General features: G+C 67.3%; 27 protein-coding genes and 2 tRNA genes. 8 read left to right on the forward strand and 21 right to left on the reverse strand.

The features are described from left to right. Window positions 1-101: 101 nt before the first annotated feature. The 8 genes from trxB to mrtJ are packed head-to-tail and all read right to left on the reverse strand — an operon-like array spanning window position 102 to window position 8,177. Window positions 102-1,037 carry a thioredoxin-disulfide reductase gene (gene trxB, locus NX784_RS15130; protein ID WP_258817516.1) on the reverse strand — a complete coding sequence of 312 codons (936 nt, stop codon included), beginning with the start codon at window positions 1,035-1,037 and terminating at the stop codon, window positions 102-104. 7 nt (window positions 1,038-1,044) lie between these two features. After that, the gene (gene dsbD / locus NX784_RS15135) at window positions 1,045-2,868 is read right to left on the reverse strand and encodes a protein-disulfide reductase DsbD (RefSeq protein WP_258817517.1); all 1,824 of its coding nucleotides are present in this window, start codon (window positions 2,866-2,868) and stop codon (window positions 1,045-1,047) included. Beyond that, the gene (locus NX784_RS15140; protein ID WP_258817518.1) at window positions 2,865-3,779 is read right to left on the reverse strand and encodes an FAD:protein FMN transferase; all 915 of its coding nucleotides are present in this window, start codon (window positions 3,777-3,779) and stop codon (window positions 2,865-2,867) included. The genes dsbD and NX784_RS15140 overlap by 4 nt, the downstream gene beginning before the upstream one ends. Next, window positions 3,773-4,927: a DUF3570 domain-containing protein gene (locus tag NX784_RS15145; RefSeq protein WP_258817519.1), complete on the reverse strand. Its 1,155-nt coding sequence runs from the start codon at window positions 4,925-4,927 to the stop codon at window positions 3,773-3,775. The genes NX784_RS15140 and NX784_RS15145 overlap by 7 nt, the downstream gene beginning before the upstream one ends. 9 nt (window positions 4,928-4,936) lie before the next feature. Beyond that, entirely contained in the window at window positions 4,937-5,146 is a 210-nt protein-coding gene (locus NX784_RS15150) for a DUF4266 domain-containing protein (protein ID WP_258817520.1), read from the reverse strand. After that, window positions 5,143-5,652: a TlpA family protein disulfide reductase gene (locus NX784_RS15155; RefSeq protein ID WP_258817521.1), complete on the reverse strand. Its 510-nt coding sequence runs from the start codon at window positions 5,650-5,652 to the stop codon at window positions 5,143-5,145. Before NX784_RS15155 ends, NX784_RS15150 begins: the two co-directional genes overlap by 4 nt. Then, window positions 5,649-7,787 carry a choice-of-anchor D domain-containing protein gene (locus NX784_RS15160; protein WP_258817522.1) on the reverse strand — a complete coding sequence of 713 codons (2,139 nt, stop codon included), beginning with the start codon at window positions 7,785-7,787 and terminating at the stop codon, window positions 5,649-5,651. Before NX784_RS15160 ends, NX784_RS15155 begins: the two co-directional genes overlap by 4 nt. An 18-nt stretch (window positions 7,788-7,805) precedes the next feature. Further along, window positions 7,806-8,177: a JDVT-CTERM system glutamic-type intramembrane protease MrtJ gene (gene mrtJ / locus NX784_RS15165; RefSeq protein ID WP_258817523.1), complete on the reverse strand. Its 372-nt coding sequence runs from the start codon at window positions 8,175-8,177 to the stop codon at window positions 7,806-7,808. Between the two features lie 274 nt (window positions 8,178-8,451). On the opposite strand from mrtJ, the gene NX784_RS15170 reads away from it, so the two are divergent. Continuing rightward, on the forward strand, window positions 8,452-8,985 hold the full coding sequence (locus tag NX784_RS15170) for an REP-associated tyrosine transposase (protein ID WP_258817524.1): 534 nt from the start codon (window positions 8,452-8,454) through the stop codon (window positions 8,983-8,985). 58 nt (window positions 8,986-9,043) lie between these two features. On the opposite strand, the gene NX784_RS15175 is transcribed toward NX784_RS15170, so the two are convergent. Both NX784_RS15175 and NX784_RS15180 read right to left on the reverse strand, forming a co-directional pair. Next, a complete protein-coding gene (locus NX784_RS15175) occupies window positions 9,044-9,619 on the reverse strand; it encodes a porin family protein (RefSeq protein ID WP_258817525.1) in 576 nt (191 codons plus the stop codon). Between the two features lie 182 nt (window positions 9,620-9,801). Beyond that, the gene (locus NX784_RS15180) at window positions 9,802-10,398 is read right to left on the reverse strand and encodes an alpha-ketoglutarate-dependent dioxygenase AlkB family protein (protein ID WP_258817526.1); all 597 of its coding nucleotides are present in this window, start codon (window positions 10,396-10,398) and stop codon (window positions 9,802-9,804) included. A gap of 49 nt (window positions 10,399-10,447) precedes the next feature. Between NX784_RS15180 and NX784_RS15185 the strand changes: the two genes are divergently transcribed. Beyond that, window positions 10,448-11,026: a putative pterin-binding protein gene (locus tag NX784_RS15185; protein WP_258817527.1), complete on the forward strand. Its 579-nt coding sequence runs from the start codon at window positions 10,448-10,450 to the stop codon at window positions 11,024-11,026. A 6-nt stretch (window positions 11,027-11,032) separates the two neighbouring features. Here NX784_RS15185 and NX784_RS15190 read toward each other — a convergent pair whose 3' ends face one another. From NX784_RS15190 to NX784_RS15220, 7 genes are all read right to left on the reverse strand, one after another. Next, a complete protein-coding gene (locus tag NX784_RS15190) occupies window positions 11,033-11,395 on the reverse strand; it encodes a hypothetical protein (protein WP_258817528.1) in 363 nt (120 codons plus the stop codon). Between the two features lie 124 nt (window positions 11,396-11,519). Further along, window positions 11,520-11,897, reverse strand: coding sequence for an MAPEG family protein (locus NX784_RS15195; RefSeq protein WP_258817529.1), 378 nt, complete (start codon window positions 11,895-11,897; stop codon window positions 11,520-11,522). Window positions 11,898-11,913: 16 nt separating this feature from the next. Continuing rightward, a complete protein-coding gene (locus NX784_RS15200) occupies window positions 11,914-12,738 on the reverse strand; it encodes a Rossmann-like and DUF2520 domain-containing protein (RefSeq protein ID WP_258817530.1) in 825 nt (274 codons plus the stop codon). Continuing rightward, window positions 12,738-13,316: a DUF924 family protein gene (locus tag NX784_RS15205; protein ID WP_258817531.1), complete on the reverse strand. Its 579-nt coding sequence runs from the start codon at window positions 13,314-13,316 to the stop codon at window positions 12,738-12,740. Before NX784_RS15205 ends, NX784_RS15200 begins: the two co-directional genes overlap by 1 nt. A 21-nt stretch (window positions 13,317-13,337) precedes the next feature. Then, window positions 13,338-14,111 carry an MgtC/SapB family protein gene (locus NX784_RS15210; protein ID WP_370662943.1) on the reverse strand — a complete coding sequence of 258 codons (774 nt, stop codon included), beginning with the start codon at window positions 14,109-14,111 and terminating at the stop codon, window positions 13,338-13,340. Beyond that, window positions 14,108-14,368 carry a hypothetical protein gene (locus NX784_RS15215; RefSeq protein ID WP_258817532.1) on the reverse strand — a complete coding sequence of 87 codons (261 nt, stop codon included), beginning with the start codon at window positions 14,366-14,368 and terminating at the stop codon, window positions 14,108-14,110. Before NX784_RS15215 ends, NX784_RS15210 begins: the two co-directional genes overlap by 4 nt. Window position 14,369: 1 nt before the next feature. Further along, on the reverse strand, window positions 14,370-16,187 hold the full coding sequence (locus tag NX784_RS15220; RefSeq protein ID WP_258817533.1) for an aminopeptidase P family protein: 1,818 nt from the start codon (window positions 16,185-16,187) through the stop codon (window positions 14,370-14,372). Between the two features lie 155 nt (window positions 16,188-16,342). Here NX784_RS15220 and NX784_RS15225 point away from each other — a divergent pair, with 155 nt between their 5' ends. Next, entirely contained in the window at window positions 16,343-16,936 is a 594-nt protein-coding gene (locus NX784_RS15225; RefSeq protein ID WP_258817534.1) for a hypoxanthine-guanine phosphoribosyltransferase, read from the forward strand. A 24-nt stretch (window positions 16,937-16,960) separates the two neighbouring features. On the opposite strand, the gene NX784_RS15230 is transcribed toward NX784_RS15225, so the two are convergent. The 3 genes from NX784_RS15230 to NX784_RS15240 all read right to left on the reverse strand — a co-directional run bounded on the left by NX784_RS15230 (window position 16,961) and on the right by NX784_RS15240 (window position 19,121). Then, complete coding sequence (locus NX784_RS15230; RefSeq protein WP_258817535.1) at window positions 16,961-17,920, reverse strand: NAD(P)H-dependent flavin oxidoreductase; 960 nt, start codon at window positions 17,918-17,920, stop codon at window positions 16,961-16,963. An 83-nt stretch (window positions 17,921-18,003) separates the two neighbouring features. After that, window positions 18,004-18,912, reverse strand: a complete 909-nt coding sequence (locus tag NX784_RS15235; RefSeq protein WP_258817536.1) for an MBL fold metallo-hydrolase — start codon at window positions 18,910-18,912, stop codon at window positions 18,004-18,006. Then, on the reverse strand, window positions 18,912-19,121 hold the full coding sequence (locus NX784_RS15240) for a DUF1289 domain-containing protein (protein WP_258817537.1): 210 nt from the start codon (window positions 19,119-19,121) through the stop codon (window positions 18,912-18,914). The genes NX784_RS15235 and NX784_RS15240 overlap by 1 nt, the downstream gene beginning before the upstream one ends. 322 nt (window positions 19,122-19,443) lie before the next feature. Between NX784_RS15240 and NX784_RS15245 the strand changes: the two genes are divergently transcribed. After that, window positions 19,444-20,562, forward strand: a complete 1,119-nt coding sequence (locus NX784_RS15245) for an extracellular catalytic domain type 1 short-chain-length polyhydroxyalkanoate depolymerase (protein WP_258817538.1) — start codon at window positions 19,444-19,446, stop codon at window positions 20,560-20,562. 4 nt (window positions 20,563-20,566) lie between these two features. On the opposite strand, the gene NX784_RS15250 is transcribed toward NX784_RS15245, so the two are convergent. After that, on the reverse strand, window positions 20,567-20,770 hold the full coding sequence (locus NX784_RS15250; RefSeq protein ID WP_258817539.1) for a cysteine-rich CWC family protein: 204 nt from the start codon (window positions 20,768-20,770) through the stop codon (window positions 20,567-20,569). A 153-nt stretch (window positions 20,771-20,923) separates the two neighbouring features. Here NX784_RS15250 and argB point away from each other — a divergent pair, with 153 nt between their 5' ends. The 4 genes from argB to NX784_RS15270 all read left to right on the forward strand — a co-directional run bounded on the left by argB (window position 20,924) and on the right by NX784_RS15270 (window position 23,156). After that, a complete protein-coding gene (gene argB / locus NX784_RS15255) occupies window positions 20,924-21,853 on the forward strand; it encodes an acetylglutamate kinase (protein WP_258817540.1) in 930 nt (309 codons plus the stop codon). Window positions 21,854-21,891: 38 nt separating this feature from the next. Continuing rightward, window positions 21,892-21,966: transfer RNA gene (locus NX784_RS15260), tRNA-Thr, on the forward strand. Window positions 21,967-22,123: 157 nt separating this feature from the next. Continuing rightward, window positions 22,124-22,200: transfer RNA gene (locus tag NX784_RS15265), tRNA-Asp, on the forward strand. Between the two features lie 212 nt (window positions 22,201-22,412). Then, window positions 22,413-23,156 carry an HAD-IA family hydrolase gene (locus NX784_RS15270; RefSeq protein WP_258817541.1) on the forward strand — a complete coding sequence of 248 codons (744 nt, stop codon included), beginning with the start codon at window positions 22,413-22,415 and terminating at the stop codon, window positions 23,154-23,156. The last annotated feature ends 2 nt before the right edge of the window (window positions 23,157-23,158 follow it).

Below are 23,158 nucleotides of genomic sequence, written 5' to 3' on the forward strand. Positions count from 1 at the left end.
GCACCCTGTGCCCACCATGCGCCACTGCGACGCATGCGCCTGGTGGGCGGGGGCCACCTACCCTACCAATTCCCGCCTACCGAGACAGGTTCCAAGCAGCTTCATTCTTCCAGATAACGCTGCGCATCCAGCGCCGCCATGCACCCGCTGGCGGCGCTCGTGATGGCCTGCCGGTAGACGTGGTCCTGCACGTCGCCGGCGGCGAACACGCCCGGCACGCTCGTCGCCGTGGCAAAGCCGTGGCGCCCCGCGCGCGTCACGATGTAGCCGTTTTCCATCTCAAGCTGTCCCGCGAAGATGCCCGTGTTCGGCTGGTGGCCGATCGCCACGAATACGCCGTGCACGGGCAGCACGCGCGTGCCGCCGGGCCCGCGCAGGCGCAGCGCGCGCACGCCCGCGTCGTCGCCCAGCACTTCGTCCAGCTCGTGGTTCCACAGGATGTCCACCGTGCGCTCTTCCACGCGCGCCAGCAGGCGCTCGACGAGGATCGCTTCCGCGCGCAGGTGGTCGCGCCGGTGCACGAGGGTCACTTTCGACGCGATGTTCGACAGGTACAGCGCTTCTTCCACGGCCGTGTTGCCGCCGCCGATCACGGCGACTTCGCGGTCGCGATAAAAGAAGCCGTCGCACGTGGCGCACGCGGACACGCCGCGGCCCATGAACGCTTGTTCCGACGGCAGGCCCAGGTAGCGCGCCGATGCGCCCGTGGCGATGATCAGGGCGTCGCACGTGTAGTCACCCTGGTCGCCCGACAGGCGCAGCGGCCGTTCGTGCAAGTGCGCCGTGTGGATGTGGTCGACGACCATCCGCGTCTCGAAGCGCTTCGCGTGCAGCTCGAAGCGGCGCATCAGGTCCGGCCCCTGCACGCCGTCCGGATCGGCCGGCCAGTTCTCGACGTCGGTCGTGGTCATCAACTGGCCGCCCTGCGCGACGCCGGTCACGAGCAGCGGGGTCAGGCCGGCGCGCGCAGCGTAGACGGCGGCGGAATAGCCTGCCGGGCCGGAACCCAGGATCAGGACGTTGGCATGTCGGTTCATCGATCGGTCACGAGGAAAAGTGGCGGGACAGGTGCTGCGCGAACTGCTCGGGCGCCATGAAGCCGATCACGCGGCTCTCCGGCACCTCCTTGCCCTGCTTGAACAGGATGATGCCGGGCGGCCCGAACAGGCCGAATTTCTTCATCAGCGCGCGGTCGTCGTCGCCGTTCGCGGTGACGTCGACCTGCAGCAGGCGCACCTGCTTCATCCGCGCTTCGACCTGCGGTTCGGAGAACGTGAAGCGCTCCATCTCCTTGCACGACACGCACCAGTCGGCGTAGAAGTCCAGCATCACGGGCGTATTCGTCGATGCCAGCACGCGTTCCAGCTCAGCCAGGGTGCGGATGCGCTCGAAGCGCTGCGGCTTGCTTTCCTCCGTGGCGGCCGACGCGACGGGCCCGCCGCGCAGATGCGCGAGCGGCTGCAGCACGTCGTGGCCCGCGCTGGCGGCGCCCACCAGTTCGAACAAGCCGGCCGTCAGCAGCACGAGGCCCAGGGTCTTGCCGGCGTAGCGGCCCAGCCCCGCGCCCGCGGCGACGGGTTCGAACACGCGCAGGAACACGGCGCACAGCACGGCGAACGCGCCCCACAGCAGCATCGCGATCGTGACGGGGAACACGGGCGTCACCATCCAGATGGCGACCGCGAGCAGCAGCAGGCCGAACACGCGTTTGACGTGGTTCATCCACGCGCCCGCGCGCGGCAGCAGGCTGCCGGCCGACACGCCCGTCAGCAGCAGCGGCACGCTCATGCCGGCCGCCATCGAGAACAGCGCCCAGCCGCCCGTCCACACATTGCGCGTCTGGCTGATGTACAGCAGCGCGCCCGCCAGCGGACCCGCGACGCACGGCCCCACGATCAACGCGGACAGCGCGCCCATCACGAACACGCCGGCGAAGCGGCCGCCGCTCATGCGGCCGCTCGTCGTGCTCAAACGGCTTTGCAGGCTGCTCGGCAATTGAAGCTGGTAGACGTCGAACATCGACAGCGCCAGCACGACGAGCAGCGCGCCGAACGTGAGCAGCACCCACTGCTTCTGCAGCGCGCCGGCGAGGCCTTCTCCCGCGAGGCCCGCCGCCACGCCCAGCGACGTGTAGACGAGCGCCATGCCCAGGCTGTACGCCAGCGCCAGCGTAAAACCCTTCCCGCGCGAGACGTTACCCTCGCCGACGATGATCGACGACAGAATCGGCACCATCGGCAGCACGCACGGCGTGAACGACAACAACAGGCCGAACGCGAGGAATGCGAGGCCGATGCGCCACGCGCTGCCCGATTTCAAGGTGCGTTGCGCGAGCGAGCTGTCGTCTTCCTGCGCAGGCGCGGGTGCGGGCGCAGATGCCGGCGCGGCCGAGACGGGAGCCGAAACCGGGGCCGCATCCGGCGCGGCCGGTGCCAGTGCGCCGGGCGCGGCCGGGTTCACCGTGAACGCCACTTCGGCGGGCGGATAGCACAGGCCCGCATCCGCGCAGCCCTGGTAGCCCACGCGCAGCACGAACGGCGTCTTCGCGTCCGTTTTGACGGGCAGGTCGGCCGCGAGCTGCCCCGCATAGGTCTCCATCTCCTTGTTGAAATTGCTGTCGAACTTGCGCACGCCGTCCGGCAGCGCGGGCTGGCCGACCTCCGGCCCCGTGAACACGAGGCGGTCGCGGTACAGGTGGTAGCCGGGCGCGATGGCCCACGCGAGGTGCACGGTGCCGCCCGGCCGCAGTTCGGCACTCAGCTTGAACGCCTGTTCGGGCGGCAGGAAATCGTCGGCCGCCAGTGCCGGCCGGCCCAGCGCGCCGGCCAGCAGGACCAGCCCGGCCATCCATCGAAAGAGCTGCTTCATGATGCGTAATCTCCTGAAATACTGTGGTGATACTCTTGTCCCGTGCTGTCGATGGCGAAGTACGCGAGTCCGCCGGCGTCGAGGAACGACAGGCCGTCCTCCTCCTTCAGCATGGCGATGGTCGACACGCTGCCGCCCAGGACGGCCAGCGGCGCCAGCACGCTCACCGAACGCCAATACGAGACGGGCATGCCGGTGCGCGGATTCAGCACGTGGCAATAGCGCTTGCCGTCGACGTCGATGAAGCGCTCGTAGTCGCCGCTCGTCGTCAGCGCGCCGTGGCTCACGGCGATGCTGGCGACGATGCCGTCCACCCGGCGCGGGTCCTGGATGCCGATGCTCCACAGGCGCCCGTCCGGTTGCGGCCCGATGAAGCGCATGTCGCCGCCGAGGTTCACGTAGCCGTGCCGTACGCCGCGTTCCTGCAGCAGCGCGCAGGCGCGATCGGCCGCGTATTCCTTGCCGAAGCCGCCGAAATCGATCTCCATGCCTGCGCGCGGCAGGAACACGGCGCCGTCCTCGCGCTGCACGGATGCCCAGTCGACGAGCGCCAGCAACGGCGCCAGGTCGCGCGCGTGCGGCACGCGCGGCTGGCGGAAGTCCCAGGCGCGGCGCAGCACGCCGGACGTGATGTCGAACAGGCCGCCGCTCACGCGGTACAGATGGTCCGCGTAGTCGAGCAACTGCGTCGTCTCGTCGTCGCAGTCCACGTGATAGCGGCCGGCTGCCGCGTTGATGTGGCTGACGACGCTGTCGGCGCGGTAGCGCGAATATGTGCGCTCGACGCGCCGCACTTCCGCGATCGCCGCGAACGCCAGTTCCTCCGCCGTGCTTTCGTCGGGCGCGGCCAGCCGGATGTCGCACCGGCTGGCCATCGCCTCGAACGGAAAGCGGTAGACCGTGTCTACCATCGCCGCGTCAGTCCGACCTGGAGCATGCGCGCATGCAGCGGCGCCAGTCCCGGACTGCCGTCGTGGAACAGGCGCCAGCTGCCGCGCTGCTCGTAACCCTCGACCTTGACGTCGACGGTCCACAGCTTGCCGATCTCGCGCACGACCTTCAGCCCCGCCGTCACGGCGCCGAAGCCGGACAGGCGCTGGTCCGGCGACGTCAGGCGGTTCGGGTCCGCACCGTTCGAAAAGCCGGGCGGGAACGGCGCGCCAAGCGAGGCGTCGTACACGGGGTCGTAATAGAAATACGCGGCGCTCTGCGAGTACAGGCGCAGTTCCGGCACGAGACTCCAGCCATCGGCCAGCGGCTGCACGTATTCGGCCGACAGCGTGTGCGCGCGGATGCGGTACGAGTCGCTGAAGTAGCGGTAGCCGAGCCGCGTCGTGCCGCCCGTGGCGTCGACGTAGTGGTTCCAGCGCAGCAGCACCGTGTTCTCGCGGCGCGAACGGGGCCGGTTGTCGAACAACTTGTACGGATCGTTGTAGTAGCCGCTGCCGTTCGTGCGCGTGAGCGTGAGCTGGCCGATGTCGTTCGGCGTCAGCACCCGCGTCACGCCGGCCAGCACGCTGACCGTGCGCTTGTGCTCATCGGCGACGACGTGGTTGACGGGATTGATGCTGTCGCGGCTGCCCGCGAGCCCGAACGCCCACGTCGTGTTGTTGTCCTCGCTGGAAACGGTGCCGTTCAGCGACAGCGCGCGCGACACGTAGTCGTGCTCCGTCGAATACGCGGCGCCGGCCGTCAAGGTGCCGCGCCGGAAGTAGCGCGTGGCGGCGACGTCGCCCGCCTTGCGCTCGTCATGCATGTGCGACGCGCCGGAGATCGCGGTGTGGTAGCGCGGCGAGGCGCCCGACACGTCGTCCGCCGTCAAGGTGCCCTCGATCGACCAGTCGCTGGCGACGGGTGCCGTCACCGCGATCGACGGCGAATGCGCGTGGATGCGATCGAGGCCGCTCTGGCGGTCGGCGTAATCGAGATAGCGCAGGCTGATGCTGCCGCCGGCCGGCGGCTCGTCGGCCAGCGCCTGCACGCCGGGCAGCAGCAGCGCCGCGGCGAGCAGGGATGCCGCCAGCGGCGGCGCGTCGCGTTCCTGAAGAGATGTCGTCATCTGGCCTCCTCAGTTGCAGCCGCAGCCGCCGCCGCCGACACCCGCACCGCCGGCCGCAGCCTCGCGGCTCGTATAGACGTGGTCCGCGTAGCGCGTCTCGAGCTTGTCCCCGCCGAACGTCATCTCCGGCCTGGCCAGCTTGCCCTTTTCCCAGGGCTGCACGGTGGCGCAGCCCGCCAGCGCCAGCAGCGCCGGCGCGATCAAAACGATGACTTTCATTTCACGCCTCCCAGCGCCTTCTGGATCACCTGCTCGAGTTGCGCGCGGTCGGTTTCTTTAAAGCCCGCGTGCTCGTACAACACCTTGCCGTCCGGCCCGATCAACACGCTGCTCGGCATGCCTCTGATGCCGTACGCGCGCGGCGTGGCGCCGGCCGGATCGAACGCGATCGTGAAGCGCGCCGGCGTCTCCGCGAGGAAGCGGCGCGCGTCGTCGCTCTTCGCGTCGAGGTTCACGCCGACGACCTGCAGTCCGCGCGCGCCGTAGCGCGCCTGCATCTCGTTCATCCACGGGAACGACTGGCGGCACGGACCGCACCACGACGCCCAGAAGTCCACGTAGACGAGCCGACCCTGCAGCTTCGCCAGCTGCACGGCGCCGTCCTTGCCGGGCAGGTCGAACGACGGGGCCGAGACGCCTTTGTCGAGCGCGGAAGCGGTCGCGGCATCCAGCGCCGCGGCCAGCACCAGCGCCATGCGCAGCACGCGCATCGTACGAGCGCTCATTTCGTCACCTCCTTCCGCACGAAGCGACGCCATCCGAGCACGCCGAACGACAGCACGACGAGCAGGGCCAGCACCGGATCGTTACCGCTCGTGGCGGCGGAGCAGCCACCGCCGCCCGTGTTCTGCATCGTCTGCGCGGTCTGCACATTGCCCTTGCCGGTCAATGCCACGGTCCAGGCACCGCCGCCGTCGGCCGCCAGCGCCAGGCTGCCGGTCGCATCGCCCGCACCGACCGGGGTGAAGCGCACGACGACGTCGCAGCTCGCACCCGGCTGCAGGGTGAACGGCACGGCCGCGCAGCCGGTGGCGTCGGATTGCAGCGCGAACGGCCCCGTGAACGTGGCCGCCGTCACCGTGGCCGCGTTGCCGCCCGTGTTGGTCAACGTGATGCGATGCGTGGGCGAGGTGCCGTTGACGTCCGCGGCGCCGAAGTCGAACGACTGCGGATTCGTCGTCAGCATCGGCACGGGCACGGCGACGCCGGTGCCGTTCAGCGCGACGGTGAACTGGCTGCCCGCATCCGTCATCAGCATCAGGGTCGCGGCACGCTGGCCCGCGGCCGTCGGCTTGAAGTCCACGTCGATGGTGCAGCTGGCCGCTGCGGCGACCGACGCATTGGCCGCACAAGTGCCGCCCAAAACGAAGTCGGATGCCTGCGCGCCGTCGAGCACGAGCGACGAGACCTTCATGGCGGCCGTGCCGCTGTTCGACAAGGTGATGGTGTGGACGGCGGCGCTCTTGCCCACCTGCGTGTCCGCGAAGGCGACGGGCCCCGCTTCCGACAGCGCGGGTTGCGCGACCGGTGCCGTGGTGCCGGTGCCGGTGATCGTCACCTGCAGCGGCGTCGCGTTCGACGTCACGGCCAGCGTGGCCGCCGCGGCGCCCGCCGTCGTCGGCGCGAACGACAAGGTCACGGTGCAGTTGGCGCCGACGGCCAGGGTGGTGCCGCAGGTCTGGCTGGCGATAGTGACGCTGGACGCGCCGGAGACGCCTATGCCGTTCAGCGCGAGCGCCACGTTGCCCGTGTTGGACAGCGTGACCACTTGCGTGGCGGCCGCCGCGCCGATCGTCTGCGAACCGAAGGCCACGGCCGACGGGCTCGCGCTGACGGCCGGCGCGGGTGCCGACACCGTACCGGACAACGCCACGGACACGGCGCCGTTCGACGCATTCGAGGCGAGTGCCAGATTGCCGCTGAACGCGCCGCTGGCGGACGAATTCGCCGTCACGGTCACGGTGCAGCTGCCGCCGGCCGGCACGGACGTCGCCGTGCTGCACGTGCCGCCCAGGCTGAACACGCCGGCGTTCGTGCCGCCGACCGTGATGCTGCTGAAGGTCAGCGCCGCCTGGCCCGAATTGCTGACCGTGACGCTGCGCGCGGGCGAGGCGGTGCCGCTGACGAGGGCGCCGAAGTCGATGGCGTTCGAGGACAGCGCGACGGTCGCCTGCGGCACGGCGTTACCCGTGCCGGCGAGCGTCACGGTGCTGGAGCCGCCGGTGGCGTTGTGCGCGATGACGAGCGATGCGCTGCGCGTGCCGGAGGCGGACGGCGTGAAGCCGACCTGCACGGTGCAGCTGGCGCTCGCGGCCAGCGACGTGCCGTTGGTGCACGTGCCGCCGCTGATCGAGTAATCGCTGGCGGCCGTGCCGGAGACGCTGATCGTACCCACCGTCAGCGCCGCGTTGCCCGTGTTGGACAAGGTGGTGGAAAGTGCGCTTGCCGACTGGCCGACCGTGGTGGCGGCGAAACTGAGCGAGGCCGGGCTGACGGACGCCGCCGGGGCCGCGGTGACGGTCGGATTGCCGATGAACGCGGCGATGTCCGCGAGTTCCGCCGTCGTGAAGCGGCCATTGAACAGCGCACCCATGCCGCCCGTGTTGGCGCTGATGGCGCTGCTGATCACGCCCGGATTGTTCGCGCCGTTGAGGATGTGGTTGGCGTTCGCGGCGGGCGAGGCGCCGTGGCAAGCGGCGCAGGCAGTGCCGCCGCCGGTCGGCCCGTTCAGGTAGAGGGTCTTGCCGTTCAATGCGTCGGCCGCGTGCGCGGCGGGTACGCAGGCGAGCAGCGCCAGGATGGGCCAGGCGCGGCGCACACGGCCCGGCAGGGAAAGTAGATGTCGATGCAGCCCGATCATAGGGACTCCCGGATTCGTTCAAAGGACACAGCCCCCAAGGGCCAGTGCATTCATCCCGCAGTGCGCCAGTGCGCACAGGCGCCAGTCGCGCCGGTGCTGGTACAGCAGCGCCAGCACGAGGCCCGGCGCCAGCACCGACAGCACGGCGCGCCAGCCGGAGCCGGCATGCAGCAGCGCGAACGCGGCCGCCGACAGTGCCACCGGTGCCGCGCGTGCCCGGCCGTCGGTGCACCGGATCAGCCACTCCTGCAGTCCCGCGCGCACCACCCACTCCTCCAGCACGGGCGCCAGCAACAGCAGGCGCACCAGCGCGGCGGCGTCGGGGGCGACGACCTGGCCTCGACAGACCAGTTGGGACGACAACAAGGCAATCGATGGCGTGAGCGACATGAACGGCACAGTGAACCCGAACGGCGACCGGTAGCGGTTGCTACTGCGGAAATCGTCCGGTTAATACCTGTCTTTCAGGAAAGGTTCAGTCTGGTTGAAAATAAATTATGGACAGCCGGCGACGTTTGTCACATCCACCACACCGTTTAATTCGCGGAAATGGATCGTCGTCCGATGGGCATCGTCGGTAGAATCGGCCGATCGACACTCTTCATTCGTGCGCGTTTGCTCCATATCGACATGGCATGGCTGCGCCGTTTGGCAGACTACGTTCATGACTAAATACCGCGACAACCGCGTCCCGGGCGGGACTTTTTTCTTCACGGTGCGCCTGCTCGACCAAGGCAGCACCCTCCTCACGGACCACTTTCCGGCTTTCGGCGAAGCGATGCGCCAGGCGCGCATCCGCAAGCCGTTCCACGTCGATGCCTGGGTCGTGCTGCCGAACCACGCGCACGCGATCTGGACCTTGCCGCCGGGCGACCACGATTGCGCGTCGCGCTGGCGCGCCGTCAAGATCGCGTTTTCCAAGGCGCTGCACAAGACCTTGGGCGATGCGGCGGGCGACACCATCTGGGAGCGCCACTACCGCGACTACCGGGTCGGCGACGACGACGACTACGCGCGCCTGATCGATTACGTGCACGGCAACCCGATGCGCCACGGCTTTTGCCAGCATCCGGCGGAATGGCCGTGGTCGTCGCTGCACCGCTTCGTCGCGGCCGGCTTCACACCACCCATGGACCCGCTCCCGGGGCCGCCGTGGCTACCGCGGCCGGAGCAAGGGGGCCGCGTCGTGCGATCGTGAGATATGAAAAAAGGGCCCGAAGGCCCTTTGCTGTTTCTGCAGATGAACTGCGTGGCGCTCAGAAGCTGTAGCGCGCACCCACGGTCCAGACGTCGGCCTTGGCGCCGACGGTCTTGGTCTTGCCATAGCGCTCGTATTCGGCGGTCAGCGCGACTTGCTGGTTCAGGTTGTACTGCAGGCCGACCGCGCCGTAGGCACCGGTGTCCGTGTCCTTCAGGTTCAAGGCGGCGCTTTCCAGCTTGCGCTCGCTGTGCTCCAGGCCCAGCTTGCCGTACACGGAGAACTGGTCGTTCACCGGCATATTGTATTTGCCTGCGACGTAATAGCTGGAACCCTTCGTCTTGCCGCTTCCGTTGACGCCGTTGCTGCTGTAGTTGACATTCGCGTTGCGGAAGTCGGTATAGCCGGCTTCGACGCCCCAGTTCTGGTCGAATTCATAGCCGCCGAAGATCTTGCCGGACGCTTTATAGCCGTCGCTGTCGACATTGGTCAGGCCACCGACCGACGAATTCTCGTGGTCCGCCGTGGCGACGCCGATGCCGACATAGGCACGCGGCTGGGTCTGGGTGGTCTGGGCTTGAGCCGCGCCCATGGCGGCGGTACCTGCGATCAGTGCAACGATGAGCTTTTTCATATGACGAGTTCCCTTATGCGTTGTTTGACTGTGTCGCAATTCCGGTGAATCGCGATGTGGTCAAGATAGCACCGCAAATCCGTTAAGTCGGTGGAGAACTCGTAAGACTTGTAAATGAATGTAACTTAATGACCTTAAATTCAGTAATTTTTTAGATGAAATTGATGATAGATAAGAGAGATTTAGTTCACGAAACGAAAAGTTAGGTTGAGCCGTGGTCCAACCAGCTTTGCCGTCTTGTTGATGCCGTGGAGCCAGTGCGCCTGCAGCGCTCCCGCCATCAGCAGCAGGCTGCCGTCCGTCAGGTCGAGTTTGACGGTGCGTTTGCTGCGCTTGTGCCGCAGGATAAATGTGCGCGTGGCGCCATAGCTGAGCGACGCGATGACGGGCTGCGGTCCCAGTTCCGGCTCGTCGTCGCTGTGCATACCCATGCTGTCGGCGCCGTCGCGGTAATAATTCAGCAGAACGCTGTTGTAGCGCTGTCCCGTGGCCTGTTCGACGGCGCCACGCAATTGTTCCAGCAGCGGGGTCAGCGGCAACGGCTGCAGGGTCAGGCCGGAATAGGTGTAGCTGGCCTCGCCATACCAGGCCGTCAGCCGGGGTTGCAGGTAGCGCTTGCCGTACACGACGACCGTGTCGGCGCGCCATGGAGTCTCATCCGCCAACCGCGCGAAGATCTCGGCATTGCTGATCGGCATGGGAAGCTGGGGGAGCAGCGAGAGCTCGCCATCCTCGATGGGGATCGGCGTCAATTCGGTGCCCGAGGAAAACAAGTCCATTCGACAATATTGCTATGATGGCGGGATTCCATCGACCAGACATTTTCTCATGAACAAACGACAGTTCCTCGGCGCCGCAGCCGTCGCGGGCACCTTCCCGATCGCGGGCCAGGCGGCCCAGCCGTCCGGCCGCGGCCCCACCTTGCTGACGGTCACGGGCGCCATCGCGCGCAGCAACCGCGGCCCGCTGGACCCGGCGCTGGACCAGATGATGCACAAGCACCAGGTCACGTTCGCGAAAGCGTACGGGTTCGACTACGCCGATCTGCAGGCCCTGCCCGCGCAGACGATCCGGCCCACGCTGGAATACGACGGCAAGCCGCACACCTTGCGCGGCCCGCTGCTGACGGACGTGCTGGCCCGCGTCGGCGCCGTTCTGAACGACAAGACGATCCTGGTGTTGCGCGCGGTGGACGGCTACAACGTCGAGCTCCCGGTCGCGCAGGCGCGCGCGCGGCGCGTCATCGTCGCGACGCACGTCGACGGGAATCCGATGCCGCTGGGCGGCCTCGGCCCCTTATGGGCCGTGTACGACGCCGACCGGGTGCCCGAGATGGCGGCGCTGCCGCTGGCGCAGCGCTTCGCGGCTTGCCCGTGGGCGCTGTACCACGTCGACGTGAAAAGCTGACCTGGATCAGGCGTAGGCTTCGGCCAGGCTCATCACGCGAGGCGTGATCTTGATGCCGACGTTGCCGAACAGGCTGTCGATCGCGGCCAGGTTGGCGGCGCATTCGTCGCTCTTCCAGCCGTTGAACAGGTCGGTGCCGTTCTTCTGGAAATGCAGGTCGCGCACCTTGCCCTTGTCCTTGTGGACATAGTTCTGTTGGTAAGTGGTCTCGAAACCGAGCTCGGCCAGCGCCGTCAGCACGGCATGGGGCGGATTGTCGGGGTCGGTGGCCATGAAGACGCCGAACGTCTTGCCGGGCGGCTTGGCAGCCACGTCGACTTCATAGATGCCGGGTGCCTTCGTGACACTGGTACTTTTCAAAAACAGCATGCTGTCGTCCTCCGCGCATGACGGCGCATGCCGTCATTCAATAAATTGAGATCAGACACAGCTTATTGCAGTATGGGAACTTTGTCGACGGATGGTTTTCGAGATTTTGCTCTACTGCAACAGCTCACCGGGACAACAGTCCCGTGACGCTGCCCACGACGAGCGCGCCGCACGCCACCATGCCGACGATGAATCCCAGCTCACGCTTGCTGGGGTCGCGGTAATAGCCCAGCGCATACAGGATGCGTCCGACGCACCACAACAGGCCGCCCGCCGCCGCCCAGCGGTCGCCGAGATAGTGGCCGCAAAGCCACAGTGGCGCCAGCACGACGGGCAATTGTTCCAGCGTGTTCGCCTGCACGCGCTGGAAACTCTGGAACGTCACCGGGCCGTCCATCGACGGCGCCGGCACCTTGTACTTGTTTCTCGCCCAGCCGGCCATGACGCCTGTCCAGAAATACACGCCGAGCACCGCCAGCGTCGTCCATGCGGTCAATACCATTGTCTTCTCCACAAGATCAGTCCTGCCCCGCGCGCTTGCGCCGGGCCAGGTCCCACGTCGCCGCGGCGAGCGCGTCGTACAACGCACCCGTTGGCGCATCCCACGCGGTGACGGCCGCATGCTGGCGCGCCACGGTCGCCGCGTCGCCGCGCGCGATCGGCCCGGACAGCGCCGCGGCCGGCCCCAGCCGCAACACGTTCGCCAGCGTTTCGGTCGCGAGCGGCCGCGCCAGTTCGCGCGCCACGTCGGCCGGGATGCCAGCGGCCTCGTACGCGCGCAGCGCGGCGTCCATGACGGTCACGAGATAGTTCGACGCGAACACGGCGGCAGCGTGATACGCGGTCTTGGCGGCCGGGTCGATCCGCACGGGCCGCGCGCCGATCGCCTCGAACGCGGGCAGCAGGACGTCCAGTGCGTCGGCATCGCCTTCGACGCCGCAGAACGTGCCGTCGAACGCCGCCGCGACGGCGGCCGGATCGGCGAAGCTGCGCACCGGGTGCACGCTCGCGACGACCGCCCCCGCGCGCCGCAGCGCATCCAGCTCACCGGACGCCTTCGCACCGCTGCAGTGGAACACGACGGCCCCCGCCATCGGCGTCGCTTGCGCCAGCGCTGCGGCGACGCCCGCGATCGCATCGTCCGCCACGGCCAGCATCCACACGTCGGCCGGGCGCATGTCGGCATCGACGGGCGCGCCGGCACCGATGAATGCGACGGCCGCGCGCGCGCTCGCGAGACTCCTCGTTTGCACGTCCTGCACGGCGAACACGCCGCGCACCGCGAACAGGCGGCCCAGCGTCCGCCCCACGTGGCCGGCGCCGACGATGTTCAACGTGGACATCAGAAGCGCGAGCCGGGCTGGCGCAGGAATTCCACTTCGTCCGGCGTCGACGCGCGCCCGAGGATCTCGTTACGGTGCGGGAAGCGACCGAAGCGCGCGATCACGCCGCGGTGGCGGTGCGCGTAGTCGAGCATCTCGTCGAAGCCCGGGTGTTCGGCGGCGAGTACGCCGAACAGTTCGACGGCGCGCTCCTGCATGTACGCGTCCTCGGCGTGCTCGAACGGCATGTAGGCGAAGGCGCGCTGCTGCGGCGGCAGCTGCTTGTCGGCGCCGCTGTCGACGAGCGTGCGCGCGGCGGCCAGCGCCAGCGTATCGCCCGCGAACGACTGCGGCGTGTTGCGGTGGGCATTGCGCGTGAACTGGTCGAGCACGAGGATGCGCGCGAGCACGCCTTGCGGGCCTTGCGCATCCCACTCGCGCAGCCCGCCGGCCAGGGCCTGGTCGATCGTGGCGCCGAAGCGCTCGCGGATGGTGTGATCGAAGTCGTCGTTCTTGACGAACCATTCGCGGCGCGGCTGGCCGAATGTCGGGCTGCTTGGCGCGCCGAACCAGAAATCGAGTACGTCCTGCGGTGTCATCGTGTTCCTCTGTGTGTCTTGTCAGTTGCGCGCATGCGAAAGCTGGAAGCCGTCCACGCCCTCGAACGTGGACAGTTCGCTGGCCAGCAGCGACAGCGGCGCGCCCGGCCGCCCGGCCAGTTCCAGCGCGACGAAATGCCATTCCTGGCAGCCCTTCTCGCTGGAGATCGTGAGCGAGCCGCCCGCGATCTCGTAACCCCGTTCCAGCGCGGCCTTGCGCAAGGTGTCTTCCTGCGGATAGACGCCGGGCTTGAAGTGCAAGGTGACGGCCACCGCATGGCGCGACGGCAGCAGCCCGACGGCCCGGTTCAGGTAGATCATGATCATCGCGGAGAAGAACGCGAGGCCCATCGCCGCCATGTAGAAGCCGATGCCGACGAGGATGCCGATCACGGACGACGACCAGATCGACGCGGCCGTCGTCAGCCCGCTGATGTTGAAGCCGGAGCGCATGATGACGCCGGCGCCGAGGAAGCCGATGCCCGTCACGACGCCCTGGATCACGCGCGTGGGGTCGACGAGGGCGACGGACGAACCATGCCCGCCGAACCAGTGGTTCGGATAGCCGGCGACGATCGTCAGCGCGCACGACGCCATGCACACGAGGCCATACGTGCGCATGCCGGCCGCACGCCCGTGGTACGAACGCTCGTAGCCGACCATGAGGCCCAGCAGCAGCGCGCCCAGCAGGTTCAGGAGGATCAGGGCGTTCGTCGCCAGTTCCGCATGCGACCAGTACGCGCCGACGAGGTCGGGGAACGTCAGGCCCAGGTCATTCGATACGGGGCTGGTCAAGGTTTTTTCCTGACCAGCTGTTTTTCGAATTCGACGTCGTGCTTGCTGATGCGCTTGACCTCTTGCGGACCGAGGCCGTTGACGAACGCGACGAATTCGTCCAGCTCGAGCGGCGCACACAGCGGCGGCGCGCCCGGCTTCTCGGACAGGAAGAACAGGCCGTCGCCCGTGCGCGCCATCGAATACGACGTGACGCCGGTGCGCCGCTTCAGCCGGTCGACGGCGGCGCTGGCGCGGGTGGAACGTGCTCCCGCCATATCAGATCTCCTTGGTACGCAGTTCGAGCCAGTCGCGCGCGGCGCCGCTCACGTGCGGCAGCAGGCGCGCGCGCACGCTGCGGTGGTAGTCGTTGAGCCACGCGACCTCGTCGCCGCGCATCAGCGTGAGGTCGATGCAGCGCGTGTCGATGGGGCACAACGTGAGCGTCTCGAAGCCGAGGAAGTCGCCGAAACCCGCGTTCTCGACGACGCGCGTCAGCACGAGGTTCTCGATGCGGATGCCCCACTGCCCGGGGCGGTAGATGCCCGGCTCGTTCGACGTGATCATGCCCGGTTCCATCGCCGTATGCGGCTCCGGCGGCGCGGACGGCGAAATGACTTGCGGGCCCTCGTGCACATTGAGGAAGTAGCCGACGCCGTGGCCCGTGCCGTGGCCATAGTCGATTCCGGCCGCCCAGATCGGGGCGCGCGCCAGCGCATCGAGCATCGGGCCCTTCGTGCCGCGCGGGAAGCGCGCGACGGACAGCGCGATCATCCCTTTCAACACGAGCGTGAAGTCGCGCTTCTGCGCGGCGGTCGGTGTGCCGACGGGGACGACGCGCGTGATGTCCGTCGTGCCGCCCAGGTACTGGCCGCCCGAGTCGATCAGCAGCAGGCCGTCGCCCTCGATCACGGCGCAGTGTTCGGTCGATGCGCGGTAGTGCATGATCGCGCCGTTCGCGTTGAAGCCCGCGATCGTGCCGAAGCTGGGGCTGACGAAGTGCGGACGACGCGCGCGCGCCGCCGTGATCTGCTCGTCGATGTGGACTTCGTTCAGCGGCTTGCGATTCGCATCGGCCAAGGTCTGCTCGAGCCACGCGAAGAATTCACAGAGCGCGGCGCCGTCCTGTTCCATCGTGGCGCGCACGTGGTCCATCTCCGCATCGAGCTTGCGCGATTTCGCGAGCGTCGTCGGATTGATCGCTTCCACGACGCGCACGTGCGCGGGCACGGCGGCGCGCATGCCGGCCGTGACGCGGCGCGGGTCGATCAGCAGCGAGCTGTCGGGCGGCAGCGCGGCCAGCGCCTGCTGCGCCGCGTCGTACGGCGCCACGCGCACGCCATCGTGGTCCAGCCGCGCGCGCAGACGCCCATCGATCTTGCCGTCGGCGACGAACAAGGTGGCGCCCGTCGATTCCACGAGCGCGTGCGCGAGGAAGACGGGATTGAAGCTGACGTCGGCGCCGCGCAGGTTGAACAAATACGCGATGTCGTCGAGCGTGGAGATGAAGTGGCGCTCGCCGCTCACGCGCGCCATCGCATTGCGCAGCGCGTGCAGCTTGTCGGCCCGCTCCAGCACCGCGAACGGCGCCGCGTGCTCGACCACGGTTTCGGGCGGCAGGCCTGGACGGTCGTGCCAGATCTCGTCCAGCAGGTCGAGGTCCGTGCGCAGTTTCACCCCGCGCGCGGCCAGCGCATCGCCCAGCAGCCGAGCGACGGCCAGGCCCAGCACGCGCGCATCGACGGCGACGGTCTGGCCTTCGTCGAGGTTGTCGGCCAGCCAGTCGATGTGCAGCAGGCTCGCGCCGGACGGGATCTTCATCAGCTTGATCTCCGTGCCGGCCAGTTCCTGCTCGGCCTGCGTGTAATAGCGGCCATCGGTCCAGACACCGGCGAAGTCGCGCGTGGCGATGAACGTGCCGACAGAACCCGTGAAGCCGGACAGCCATTCGCGGCCCTTCCAACGGCCGGGCAGGTATTCGGACAGGTGCGGATCGGCGGACGGCACGATGAAGGCGTCGACTTTATGGCGCGCCATCGCGCTGCGCAGCGCGGCGAGGCGTTCGGTGCGCACGTGGGTGGTGTCGGGTGCTGGCATGGCTCGAAATCGGTGTTCGGTTTATCAAATCGGTATGATACGCCCTCCGAAGCCTGTCGCCGGCCCGGTCCGCCGCAAATCGCGCGCGGGCGCAATCTGGCGGATAATCGCACACCCGGGATCCTGCGCGATCCCCCAACCGACTCTGAACTATCATGCAAGACTTTCACTACAACCGCGCGCGCGCACTGCTGGCCAACGCCGAGGAAATCGTCAGCGCCGACCAGGTCCAGGCGGCCGTACGCCACGTCGCCGATGTGCTGAACCAGCGTTTCGACAATGACGCGACGAGCGATTTCCCGCTGGTGCTCGGCGTCATGGGCGGCGCCGTCGTCTTCACCGGCAACCTGCTGCCGCAGCTGACGTTCCCGCTCGAATTCGACTACATCCACGTCACCCGCTACGGTGACCTGGATCGCGGCGGCGAAGTCGTGTGGAAGGTGATCCCGCGCCAGGACGTCACGGGCCGCACGATCATCATCGTCGACGACATCCTCGACGAAGGTGAGACGCTGGCCCACGTGAAGCAGCGCCTGCTCGACATGGGCGCGGCCGAGGTGATCCTCGCCGTGTTTGCCGACAAGGAACTCGAGAAAGTGAAACCCGTGCAGGCGGACATCGTCGGCCTGTCGGTGCCGAACCAGTTCGTCGTCGGCTTCGGCATGGATGCGCATGGTTACTGGCGCAACCTGCCGGGCCTGTGGGTCATCCGCGATGCGGACAAGGTGATGGAAGCGCAGACCTTCTGATCTTCCGATCGCCGGCGCGCCGGGTCAGCCCTTCAGGCCCAGGCGCGCGCGCGCGGCCTGATACTGCTCCGTCAGGCGCGCCACCATCTCGGCCACGGTGGGCACGTCGTCCATCAGGCCGACGCCCTGGCCGGCGCCCCAGATGTCGCGCCAGGCCTTGGCGCTGCCGGAACCGAAACTCATCTTGCTCTTGTCCGACACGGGCAGGTTGTCCGGATCGAGGCCGGCCGCCACGATCGATTTCTTCAGGTAGTTGCCGTGCACGCCCGTGAACAGGTTCGTGTAGATGACGTCGGCCGCCGACGATTCCACGATCGCATTGCGGTACGCGTCCGTGACGTTCGATTCGCGCGTGGCGAGCCAGCGCGAGCCGATGTACGCTAAGTCGGCGCCCATCGCCTGCGCGGCGAGGATGGCGTCGCCCGTCGCGATCGAGCCGGACAGCGCGAGCGGGCCGTCGAAGAATTTGCGCACTTCCCCCACCAGAGCGAACGGCGACAACGCACCCGCATGGCCGCCGGCACCCGCCGCGACGAGGATCAGGCCGTCCACGCCCGCCTCCAGCGCTTTTTCCGCGTGACGGATCGACACGACGTCGTGCAGGACGATGCCGCCGTAGGAGTGTACGGCATCCAGCATTTCCTGCGGCGGCGCGCGCAGCGACGAGATGATGATCGGCACCTGGTGCTTCACGCACACGGCCACGTCGTGCTCGAGGCGGTCGTTCGACTGGTGCACGATCTGGTTGACGGCGATCGGGCCCACCTTGCGGTCCGGATGCAGTTCCTGATAATCGCCCAGTTCGCGCTGCAGGTCCGTCAGCCACGTGTCGAGCAGCTCGGCCGGACGCGCGTTCAGCGCCGGGAACGACCCGACGATACCCGCCTTGCACTGCGCGGCGACCAGCGCGGGGCCGCTGGCGATGAACATCGGCGACGCAATGACGGGAAGGGACAGGTTTTGCAGGACGGTAGGCAGCGCCATGGGTTTCTCACGATAAGTTGATCGGACCCATTGATTATGCGGGAAAAAAGCACGACCGTACTAGATTCCCGGCTCTAAATTTTTCAGGCGTCCACCAGCACGTCCCCGTCGAGCCGGGCGGCGCCCACGCCGACGAGCCCGCGCACGAGCCACGCCGCCAGCTCGGCGCTCGTGCTGTTCAAGAACCGCTCGCGCACGCGCACGAGCAGCGGCACCGTCGCGCACAGCAGGTCGACGTCGGACAGCGGGATGCGGCGCCGTTCCAGCAGCAGGAATTTCATGAGGACTTTAACAGCGTTCTGCGCATTGCGGATGGGATCGGCTGCGAGCATATCCAGGCGGCCGTAGGCGCGCTGCAACGCCTCCGTCACGTCGGCGAACGGGGCACCATGCCCGGGAATGACGACGCGGGCGTCCAAGGTCGCGATCAGGTCCAGGGTGGCGCGCACGTCGTCGAAGCCGGGCTCGCCGCTAAGCTCCGGGAACACGACGCCGAAACCGTTGTGCCACAGGGCATCGCCGGAAATCAGGATGCCCTCCCCTTCGCACCACAGCAGCAGCGCGTGCGGGTCGTGGCCCGGTGCCGCGAGCGCCTGCCAGTCGAGGTCGCCCAGGCGCAGCCGCTGGCCGGGTGTCACGCCCTCATCGAACGCGAAACGCGGGCATTGCTGGGCGGTGGCGCGAAAGCTCAGCGCATCTTCATCCCATGCGGCCACCGTCGCGCAATCCGCTGCGGGAATCGCGATGCGGCAACCGTAGGCCGCGCGCAGCGCCGCGTTGCCGCCGCAGTGATCGGAGTGCAGATGGGTGTTCACGATGCGGTCGAGCGCCCGCCCCGCCAGCGCGTGGCGCACGAGCTCCACCGTCTGCGCGGCGTGCGTGGCGTAGCCCGTGTCGACGAGCGCCGTAGCGTCCTCGCCGATGAGCAGGACGTTGTTGGACGACAGCCAGCCGCGCTCGAGCACCCGGACCGATGGCGGCAACGTCGGCATCAGTCGAACGGGATCTGTTCTTCGCGACGGCGGATGTCCGCCCACACGGCGCGCTTGGTGTCGTCGTCGGCGCGGCTCCAGGCCACGATCTCGTCGATGGTGCGCAGGCAACCTTCGCACAATCCCGTCACCGGCGACATCTTGCACACGTTGATGCACGGCGACGGCACGGGCGTCTGCTGTTCGGGAAGAACACGCGGCCCGTTCATGCGGCCGCCTTGTCGCTGTAATGTTTCGTATCGATCACGCAACGTTCGTGCGCGTCGACGCAGACGCGCTCGGGTATCGTGTAGCGCCACTCGAAGCGCAAACCGGGTTGGAATGTTGGACACATGGCGCGCAGATTAACGCATCCGGACGAATCGCGCTTGACCGACGAGGCCACGCAGGTAGACTGGGACTCGTCCGTTGCGCACGTTGCGCTTACCCCATCTGTAAGGTTGGCGCAAGCTTCGCCATCAAGACTGAACCCTCGCTCGATGCCTCAGCCACGCGCCGGCGCATTGCCGACACACCCCACAAGGAGTGCCGATGACCCTGAATCACAAGTTCCTGGCGCAAATGCGCGCCGCGACCCGATCCCTGATGCGCCGCGGCCCCGCCGTTGCCCGGACCGTCATCCGGGAATCCGTAAAAAACGCTACCGCCGTCCAGACCGCTGCCGTCAACAGCATGGACACTGCCACGCCGCCCGCCTCCAACAACCCGACCTACGACGCCTTTTCCGACATGCTGGCCGACCTGTCCCGGCTGGGCCAGAGCGCCAACCCGTTCAACGTGCCGCCGCTGTCGACGGGTGCGGCCGCGATCGGCCTGCCCGGCCATTTCATCGACGCCAGCTACACGAACGACGCGGGCACCCGCGACTACAAACTGTATATCCCGAGCACGTATGCGGGCCAGCCCGCGCCGCTGCTCGTGATGCTGCACGGCTGCACGCAAAACCCCGACGACTTCGCGCTCGGCACCGGCATGAACGCGCTGGCGGAGGAACACGGCTGCCTCGTCGCTTATCCGGCCCAGTCGCAGCAGGCCAACGCGACCCGCTGCTGGAACTGGTTCAGCGCGACCGACCAGCAGCGCGGCCAGGGCGAACCGGCCATCCTCGCCGGACTCACGCAGGACATCATGGCGCGCTACGTGATCGATCCGGGACATGTGTTCGTCGCGGGCCTGTCCGCCGGCGGCGCGATGGCCGCGATCCTCGGCACGCTGTACCCGGACCTGTACACGGCCGTCGGTGTCCACTCGGGCCTGCCGTTCGCGGCCGCGAACGACCTGCCGTCCGCGATGGCCGCGATGAAAGGCGAGTTCCGCAGCCACCACAAACCGGGCAAGTCGCTGCCGATCATCGTGTTCCACGGCGACCGCGACACGACCGTGCACCCGGCCAACGGCGACGAACTGATCAAGCGGCGCCGGCGTCATCCGTCGGAAGACGTCGTCGTCGAACCGGGCACGGTGCAGGACGGTCACGCCTACACGCGCACGGTGCACAAGCGTCCCGACGGCAGCATCCATGCGGAACACTGGGTGATCCACGGTTCCGGTCACGCATGGTCCGGCGGCGATACGCGCGGCACCTATACGGACGGCAAGGGTCCGAACGCGAGCCGCGAAATGATGCGGTTTTTCCGCACCGCGCGTTGAGCGTTCACGCGTCCGGCGTGGGCGGCGCCTCGGCCGCCCGTTGCGCGATATGCTGTTCCAGGCAGGCTGGGCACCAGCACCGCGCCGCCTCGCCGGCCAGCGGCAGCGCGACGACGGACGGCAGCCGCGTGCACCAGCACGGTGCACCGTCGTTGCCATCGACCATCGTGCAACTGAACGTGGCGCCGCAACGTGCACACGTGCTCATGCGGCGGCTCCGGCCCCAAAAGATGACTGTCGTGTATCCATATGTAATCCACCTTAACGGCGAGCGCCAGAAAATACAACATGGAGCTTTTATAATGCCCACTGCAGCGGGCTATTGCCTGTAAAATCTCGCAAATTCTTTTCCGGACCCCCAATGAACGCTACGCTGACGACGCTGACGGGCGACGACCAGAATAACGACCTGACTGCGGTCTCGCCGCAGATCAAGGCGCAGATCCTGGCCGAAGCACTTCCCTACATCCGCAATTTCCACGGCAAGACCATCGTCATCAAATACGGTGGCAATGCGATGACCGAAGAGCGCCTGAAGCACGGCTTCGCGCGCGACGTCATCCTGCTGAAGCTGGTCGGCATGAACCCGGTCGTGGTGCACGGCGGCGGTCCGCAGATCGACAACGCCCTCAAGAAGATCGGCAAGCAAGGCACGTTCGTGCAGGGCATGCGCATCACCGACGAAGAAACCATGGAAGTGGTGGAGTGGGTGCTGGGTGGCGAAGTCCAGCAGGACATCGTCATGCTGATCAACCACTACGGCGGCCAGGCCGTGGGCCTCACCGGCAAGGACGGCGGCCTGATCCGCGCACGCAAGATGGCGATGCCGGACCGCGACAAGCCGGGCGAATTCCTCGACATCGGCTTCGTGGGCGAAATCGAAGCGATCAATCCGGCCGTCGTGAAGGCGCTGCAGGACGACGCGTTCATCCCGATCATCTCGCCGATCGGCTTCGGCCAGGACGGCCAGGCGTACAACATCAATGCCGACGTCGTCGCCGGCAAGATCGCGGAAATCCTGAAGGCCGAAAAGCTGATCATGATGACCAATATCGCGGGCGTGCAGGACAAGAACGGCAACCTCGTGACGGACCTGTCGGCACGCGAGATCGACGAGATGTTCGCGGACGGCACGATCTCCGGCGGCATGCTGCCGAAGATCTCGTCGGCACTGGACGCCGCCAAGTCGGGCGTGAACACCGTGCACATCATCGATGGCCGCATCGAGCACTCGTTGTTGCTGGAAGTCTTGACCGAACAGGCTTTTGGCACTATGATCCGCTCGCATTGAAGATTCGTGGCGTCTCCATGGCGCCACAATCGTTGTTTGCCCTTGTAGCTCAGTGGTAGAGCACTCCCTTGGTAAGGGAGAGGCCACGTGTTCAATCCACGTCAAGGGCACCAGGATTTGTCCCCATTCCCGCCTGTTGTGGTATCCCCGATGCCTGACGTAACGGATAGACAAGACGCTTGTCCACGCTGCGCGTTTGCCCGCTGCAGCCGGAACGAGAAGCCCGCCGCGCGATGACAAGCGCCTCGAACGCGGGCAGCAAGGAAAGCTGGAGCGGTAGTTCAGTTGGTTAGAATACCGGCCTGTCACGCCGGGGGTCGCGGGTTCGAGCCCCGTCCGCTCCGCCAGAATTCATCTCCCATAAAAAGTGCCTCCCCTGCGGGAGGCACGGTTTTGGGCTCGAAGGGTTTCGCTTGCAAGCGAAACCGCGGCCCGCGGCACGTGGGCGAGCCCCGTCCGCTCCGCCAGATTTCATGAAAAAGGGTCCGACTCGTCGGACCCTTTTTCTTTCTGCGGTCCCGATATAATCATGGGACTTCGTTGCCCTCTTCCGCTCCCAGTGCCCAATCCTTCTCCCGTCTGGCTGTTCGACCTCGACAACACCCTGCACGACGCCTCGCACGCGATCTTCCCGGCGATCAGCGCCAACATGAACGCGTACATCGCGCGCGTGCTGGGCGACGGCGTCACGCCCGCGAGCCGGGAAGCCGTCGACGCGGCCCGCGTCGGCTACTGGAAGCGCTATGGTGCCACCCTGCTCGGCATGATCCGCCACCACCGCGTCGACGCGGCCGACTTCCTGCGCGAGACGCACGACATCGGCGCCCTGCACGAGCTGGTGCGCTACGAACGGGGCCTGGAACGGCTGCTGCGCCGCCTCCCCGGTCGCAAGATCCTGCTGACGAACGCGCCGACCGCGTATTCGACGGGCGTCGTGCGCCATATCGGGCTGCAGCGCCAGTTCGCGCACCACGTATCGATCGAGGACATGCGCGTGCACGGCCAGCTGCGGCCGAAGCCGTCGACGCTGATGCTGCGCCGCCTGCTGCGCCGGCATGGGTTGTCGGCACGGCGCTGCATCCTCGTCGAGGACACGCTCGTGAACCTGAAGCGCGCCAAGCAGCTGGGCGTACGCACGGCGTGGGTCACGCAATACCTGCGCTACAGCGATCCGATCGGCAAAGCCCCGTTGCCAAAAATCGTCAAACGCCCCGCATACGTCGATGTCAAAGTAAAATCGGTTCTTCGGCTGCCCGCGCACCTGCACCGGCTGGCGCCTGACCCCACCACGGAGACGTTCTAACA

It is taken from the genome of Massilia pinisoli (genome assembly GCF_024753285.1).
In the GTDB taxonomy this organism is placed as follows: Bacteria; Pseudomonadota; Gammaproteobacteria; order Burkholderiales; family Burkholderiaceae_D; genus Telluria; species Telluria pinisoli.

What these genes read in the sequence shown, in the direction of transcription:
- dsbD (WP_258817517.1), bottom strand. Translation starts at nt 2,868, where the DNA reads ATGAAGCAGCTCTTTCGATGGATGGCCGGGCTGGTCCTGCTGGCCGGC.
- NX784_RS15230 (WP_258817535.1), bottom strand. Translation starts at nt 17,920, where the DNA reads ATGGCGCTGCCTACCGTCCTGCAAAACCTGTCCCTTCCCGTCATTGCG.
- NX784_RS15205 (WP_258817531.1), bottom strand. Translation starts at nt 13,316, where the DNA reads ATGACACCGCAGGACGTACTCGATTTCTGGTTCGGCGCGCCAAGCAGC.
- trxB (WP_258817516.1), bottom strand. Translation starts at nt 1,037, where the DNA reads ATGAACCGACATGCCAACGTCCTGATCCTGGGTTCCGGCCCGGCAGGC.
- NX784_RS15175 (WP_258817525.1), bottom strand. Translation starts at nt 9,619, where the DNA reads ATGAAAAAGCTCATCGTTGCACTGATCGCAGGTACCGCCGCCATGGGC.
- NX784_RS15180 (WP_258817526.1), bottom strand. Translation starts at nt 10,398, where the DNA reads ATGGACTTGTTTTCCTCGGGCACCGAATTGACGCCGATCCCCATCGAG.
- NX784_RS15190 (WP_258817528.1), bottom strand. Translation starts at nt 11,395, where the DNA reads ATGCTGTTTTTGAAAAGTACCAGTGTCACGAAGGCACCCGGCATCTAT.
- NX784_RS15250 (WP_258817539.1), bottom strand. Translation starts at nt 20,770, where the DNA reads ATGAGCACGTGTGCACGTTGCGGCGCCACGTTCAGTTGCACGATGGTC.
- NX784_RS15235 (WP_258817536.1), bottom strand. Translation starts at nt 18,912, where the DNA reads ATGCCGACGTTGCCGCCATCGGTCCGGGTGCTCGAGCGCGGCTGGCTG.
- argB (WP_258817540.1), top strand. Translation starts at nt 20,924, where the DNA reads ATGAACGCTACGCTGACGACGCTGACGGGCGACGACCAGAATAACGAC.
- NX784_RS15185 (WP_258817527.1), top strand. Translation starts at nt 10,448, where the DNA reads ATGAACAAACGACAGTTCCTCGGCGCCGCAGCCGTCGCGGGCACCTTC.
- NX784_RS15245 (WP_258817538.1), top strand. Translation starts at nt 19,444, where the DNA reads ATGACCCTGAATCACAAGTTCCTGGCGCAAATGCGCGCCGCGACCCGA.
- mrtJ (WP_258817523.1), bottom strand. Translation starts at nt 8,177, where the DNA reads ATGTCGCTCACGCCATCGATTGCCTTGTTGTCGTCCCAACTGGTCTGT.
- NX784_RS15150 (WP_258817520.1), bottom strand. Translation starts at nt 5,146, where the DNA reads ATGAAAGTCATCGTTTTGATCGCGCCGGCGCTGCTGGCGCTGGCGGGC.
- NX784_RS15140 (WP_258817518.1), bottom strand. Translation starts at nt 3,779, where the DNA reads ATGGTAGACACGGTCTACCGCTTTCCGTTCGAGGCGATGGCCAGCCGG.
- NX784_RS15215 (WP_258817532.1), bottom strand. Translation starts at nt 14,368, where the DNA reads ATGGCGGGAGCACGTTCCACCCGCGCCAGCGCCGCCGTCGACCGGCTG.
- NX784_RS15160 (WP_258817522.1), bottom strand. Translation starts at nt 7,787, where the DNA reads ATGATCGGGCTGCATCGACATCTACTTTCCCTGCCGGGCCGTGTGCGC.
- NX784_RS15195 (WP_258817529.1), bottom strand. Translation starts at nt 11,897, where the DNA reads ATGGTATTGACCGCATGGACGACGCTGGCGGTGCTCGGCGTGTATTTC.
- NX784_RS15240 (WP_258817537.1), bottom strand. Translation starts at nt 19,121, where the DNA reads ATGAACGGGCCGCGTGTTCTTCCCGAACAGCAGACGCCCGTGCCGTCG.
- NX784_RS15145 (WP_258817519.1), bottom strand. Translation starts at nt 4,927, where the DNA reads ATGACGACATCTCTTCAGGAACGCGACGCGCCGCCGCTGGCGGCATCC.
- NX784_RS15225 (WP_258817534.1), top strand. Translation starts at nt 16,343, where the DNA reads ATGCAAGACTTTCACTACAACCGCGCGCGCGCACTGCTGGCCAACGCC.
- NX784_RS15170 (WP_258817524.1), top strand. Translation starts at nt 8,452, where the DNA reads ATGACTAAATACCGCGACAACCGCGTCCCGGGCGGGACTTTTTTCTTC.
- NX784_RS15200 (WP_258817530.1), bottom strand. Translation starts at nt 12,738, where the DNA reads ATGTCCACGTTGAACATCGTCGGCGCCGGCCACGTGGGGCGGACGCTG.
- NX784_RS15220 (WP_258817533.1), bottom strand. Translation starts at nt 16,187, where the DNA reads ATGCCAGCACCCGACACCACCCACGTGCGCACCGAACGCCTCGCCGCG.
- NX784_RS15155 (WP_258817521.1), bottom strand. Translation starts at nt 5,652, where the DNA reads ATGAGCGCTCGTACGATGCGCGTGCTGCGCATGGCGCTGGTGCTGGCC.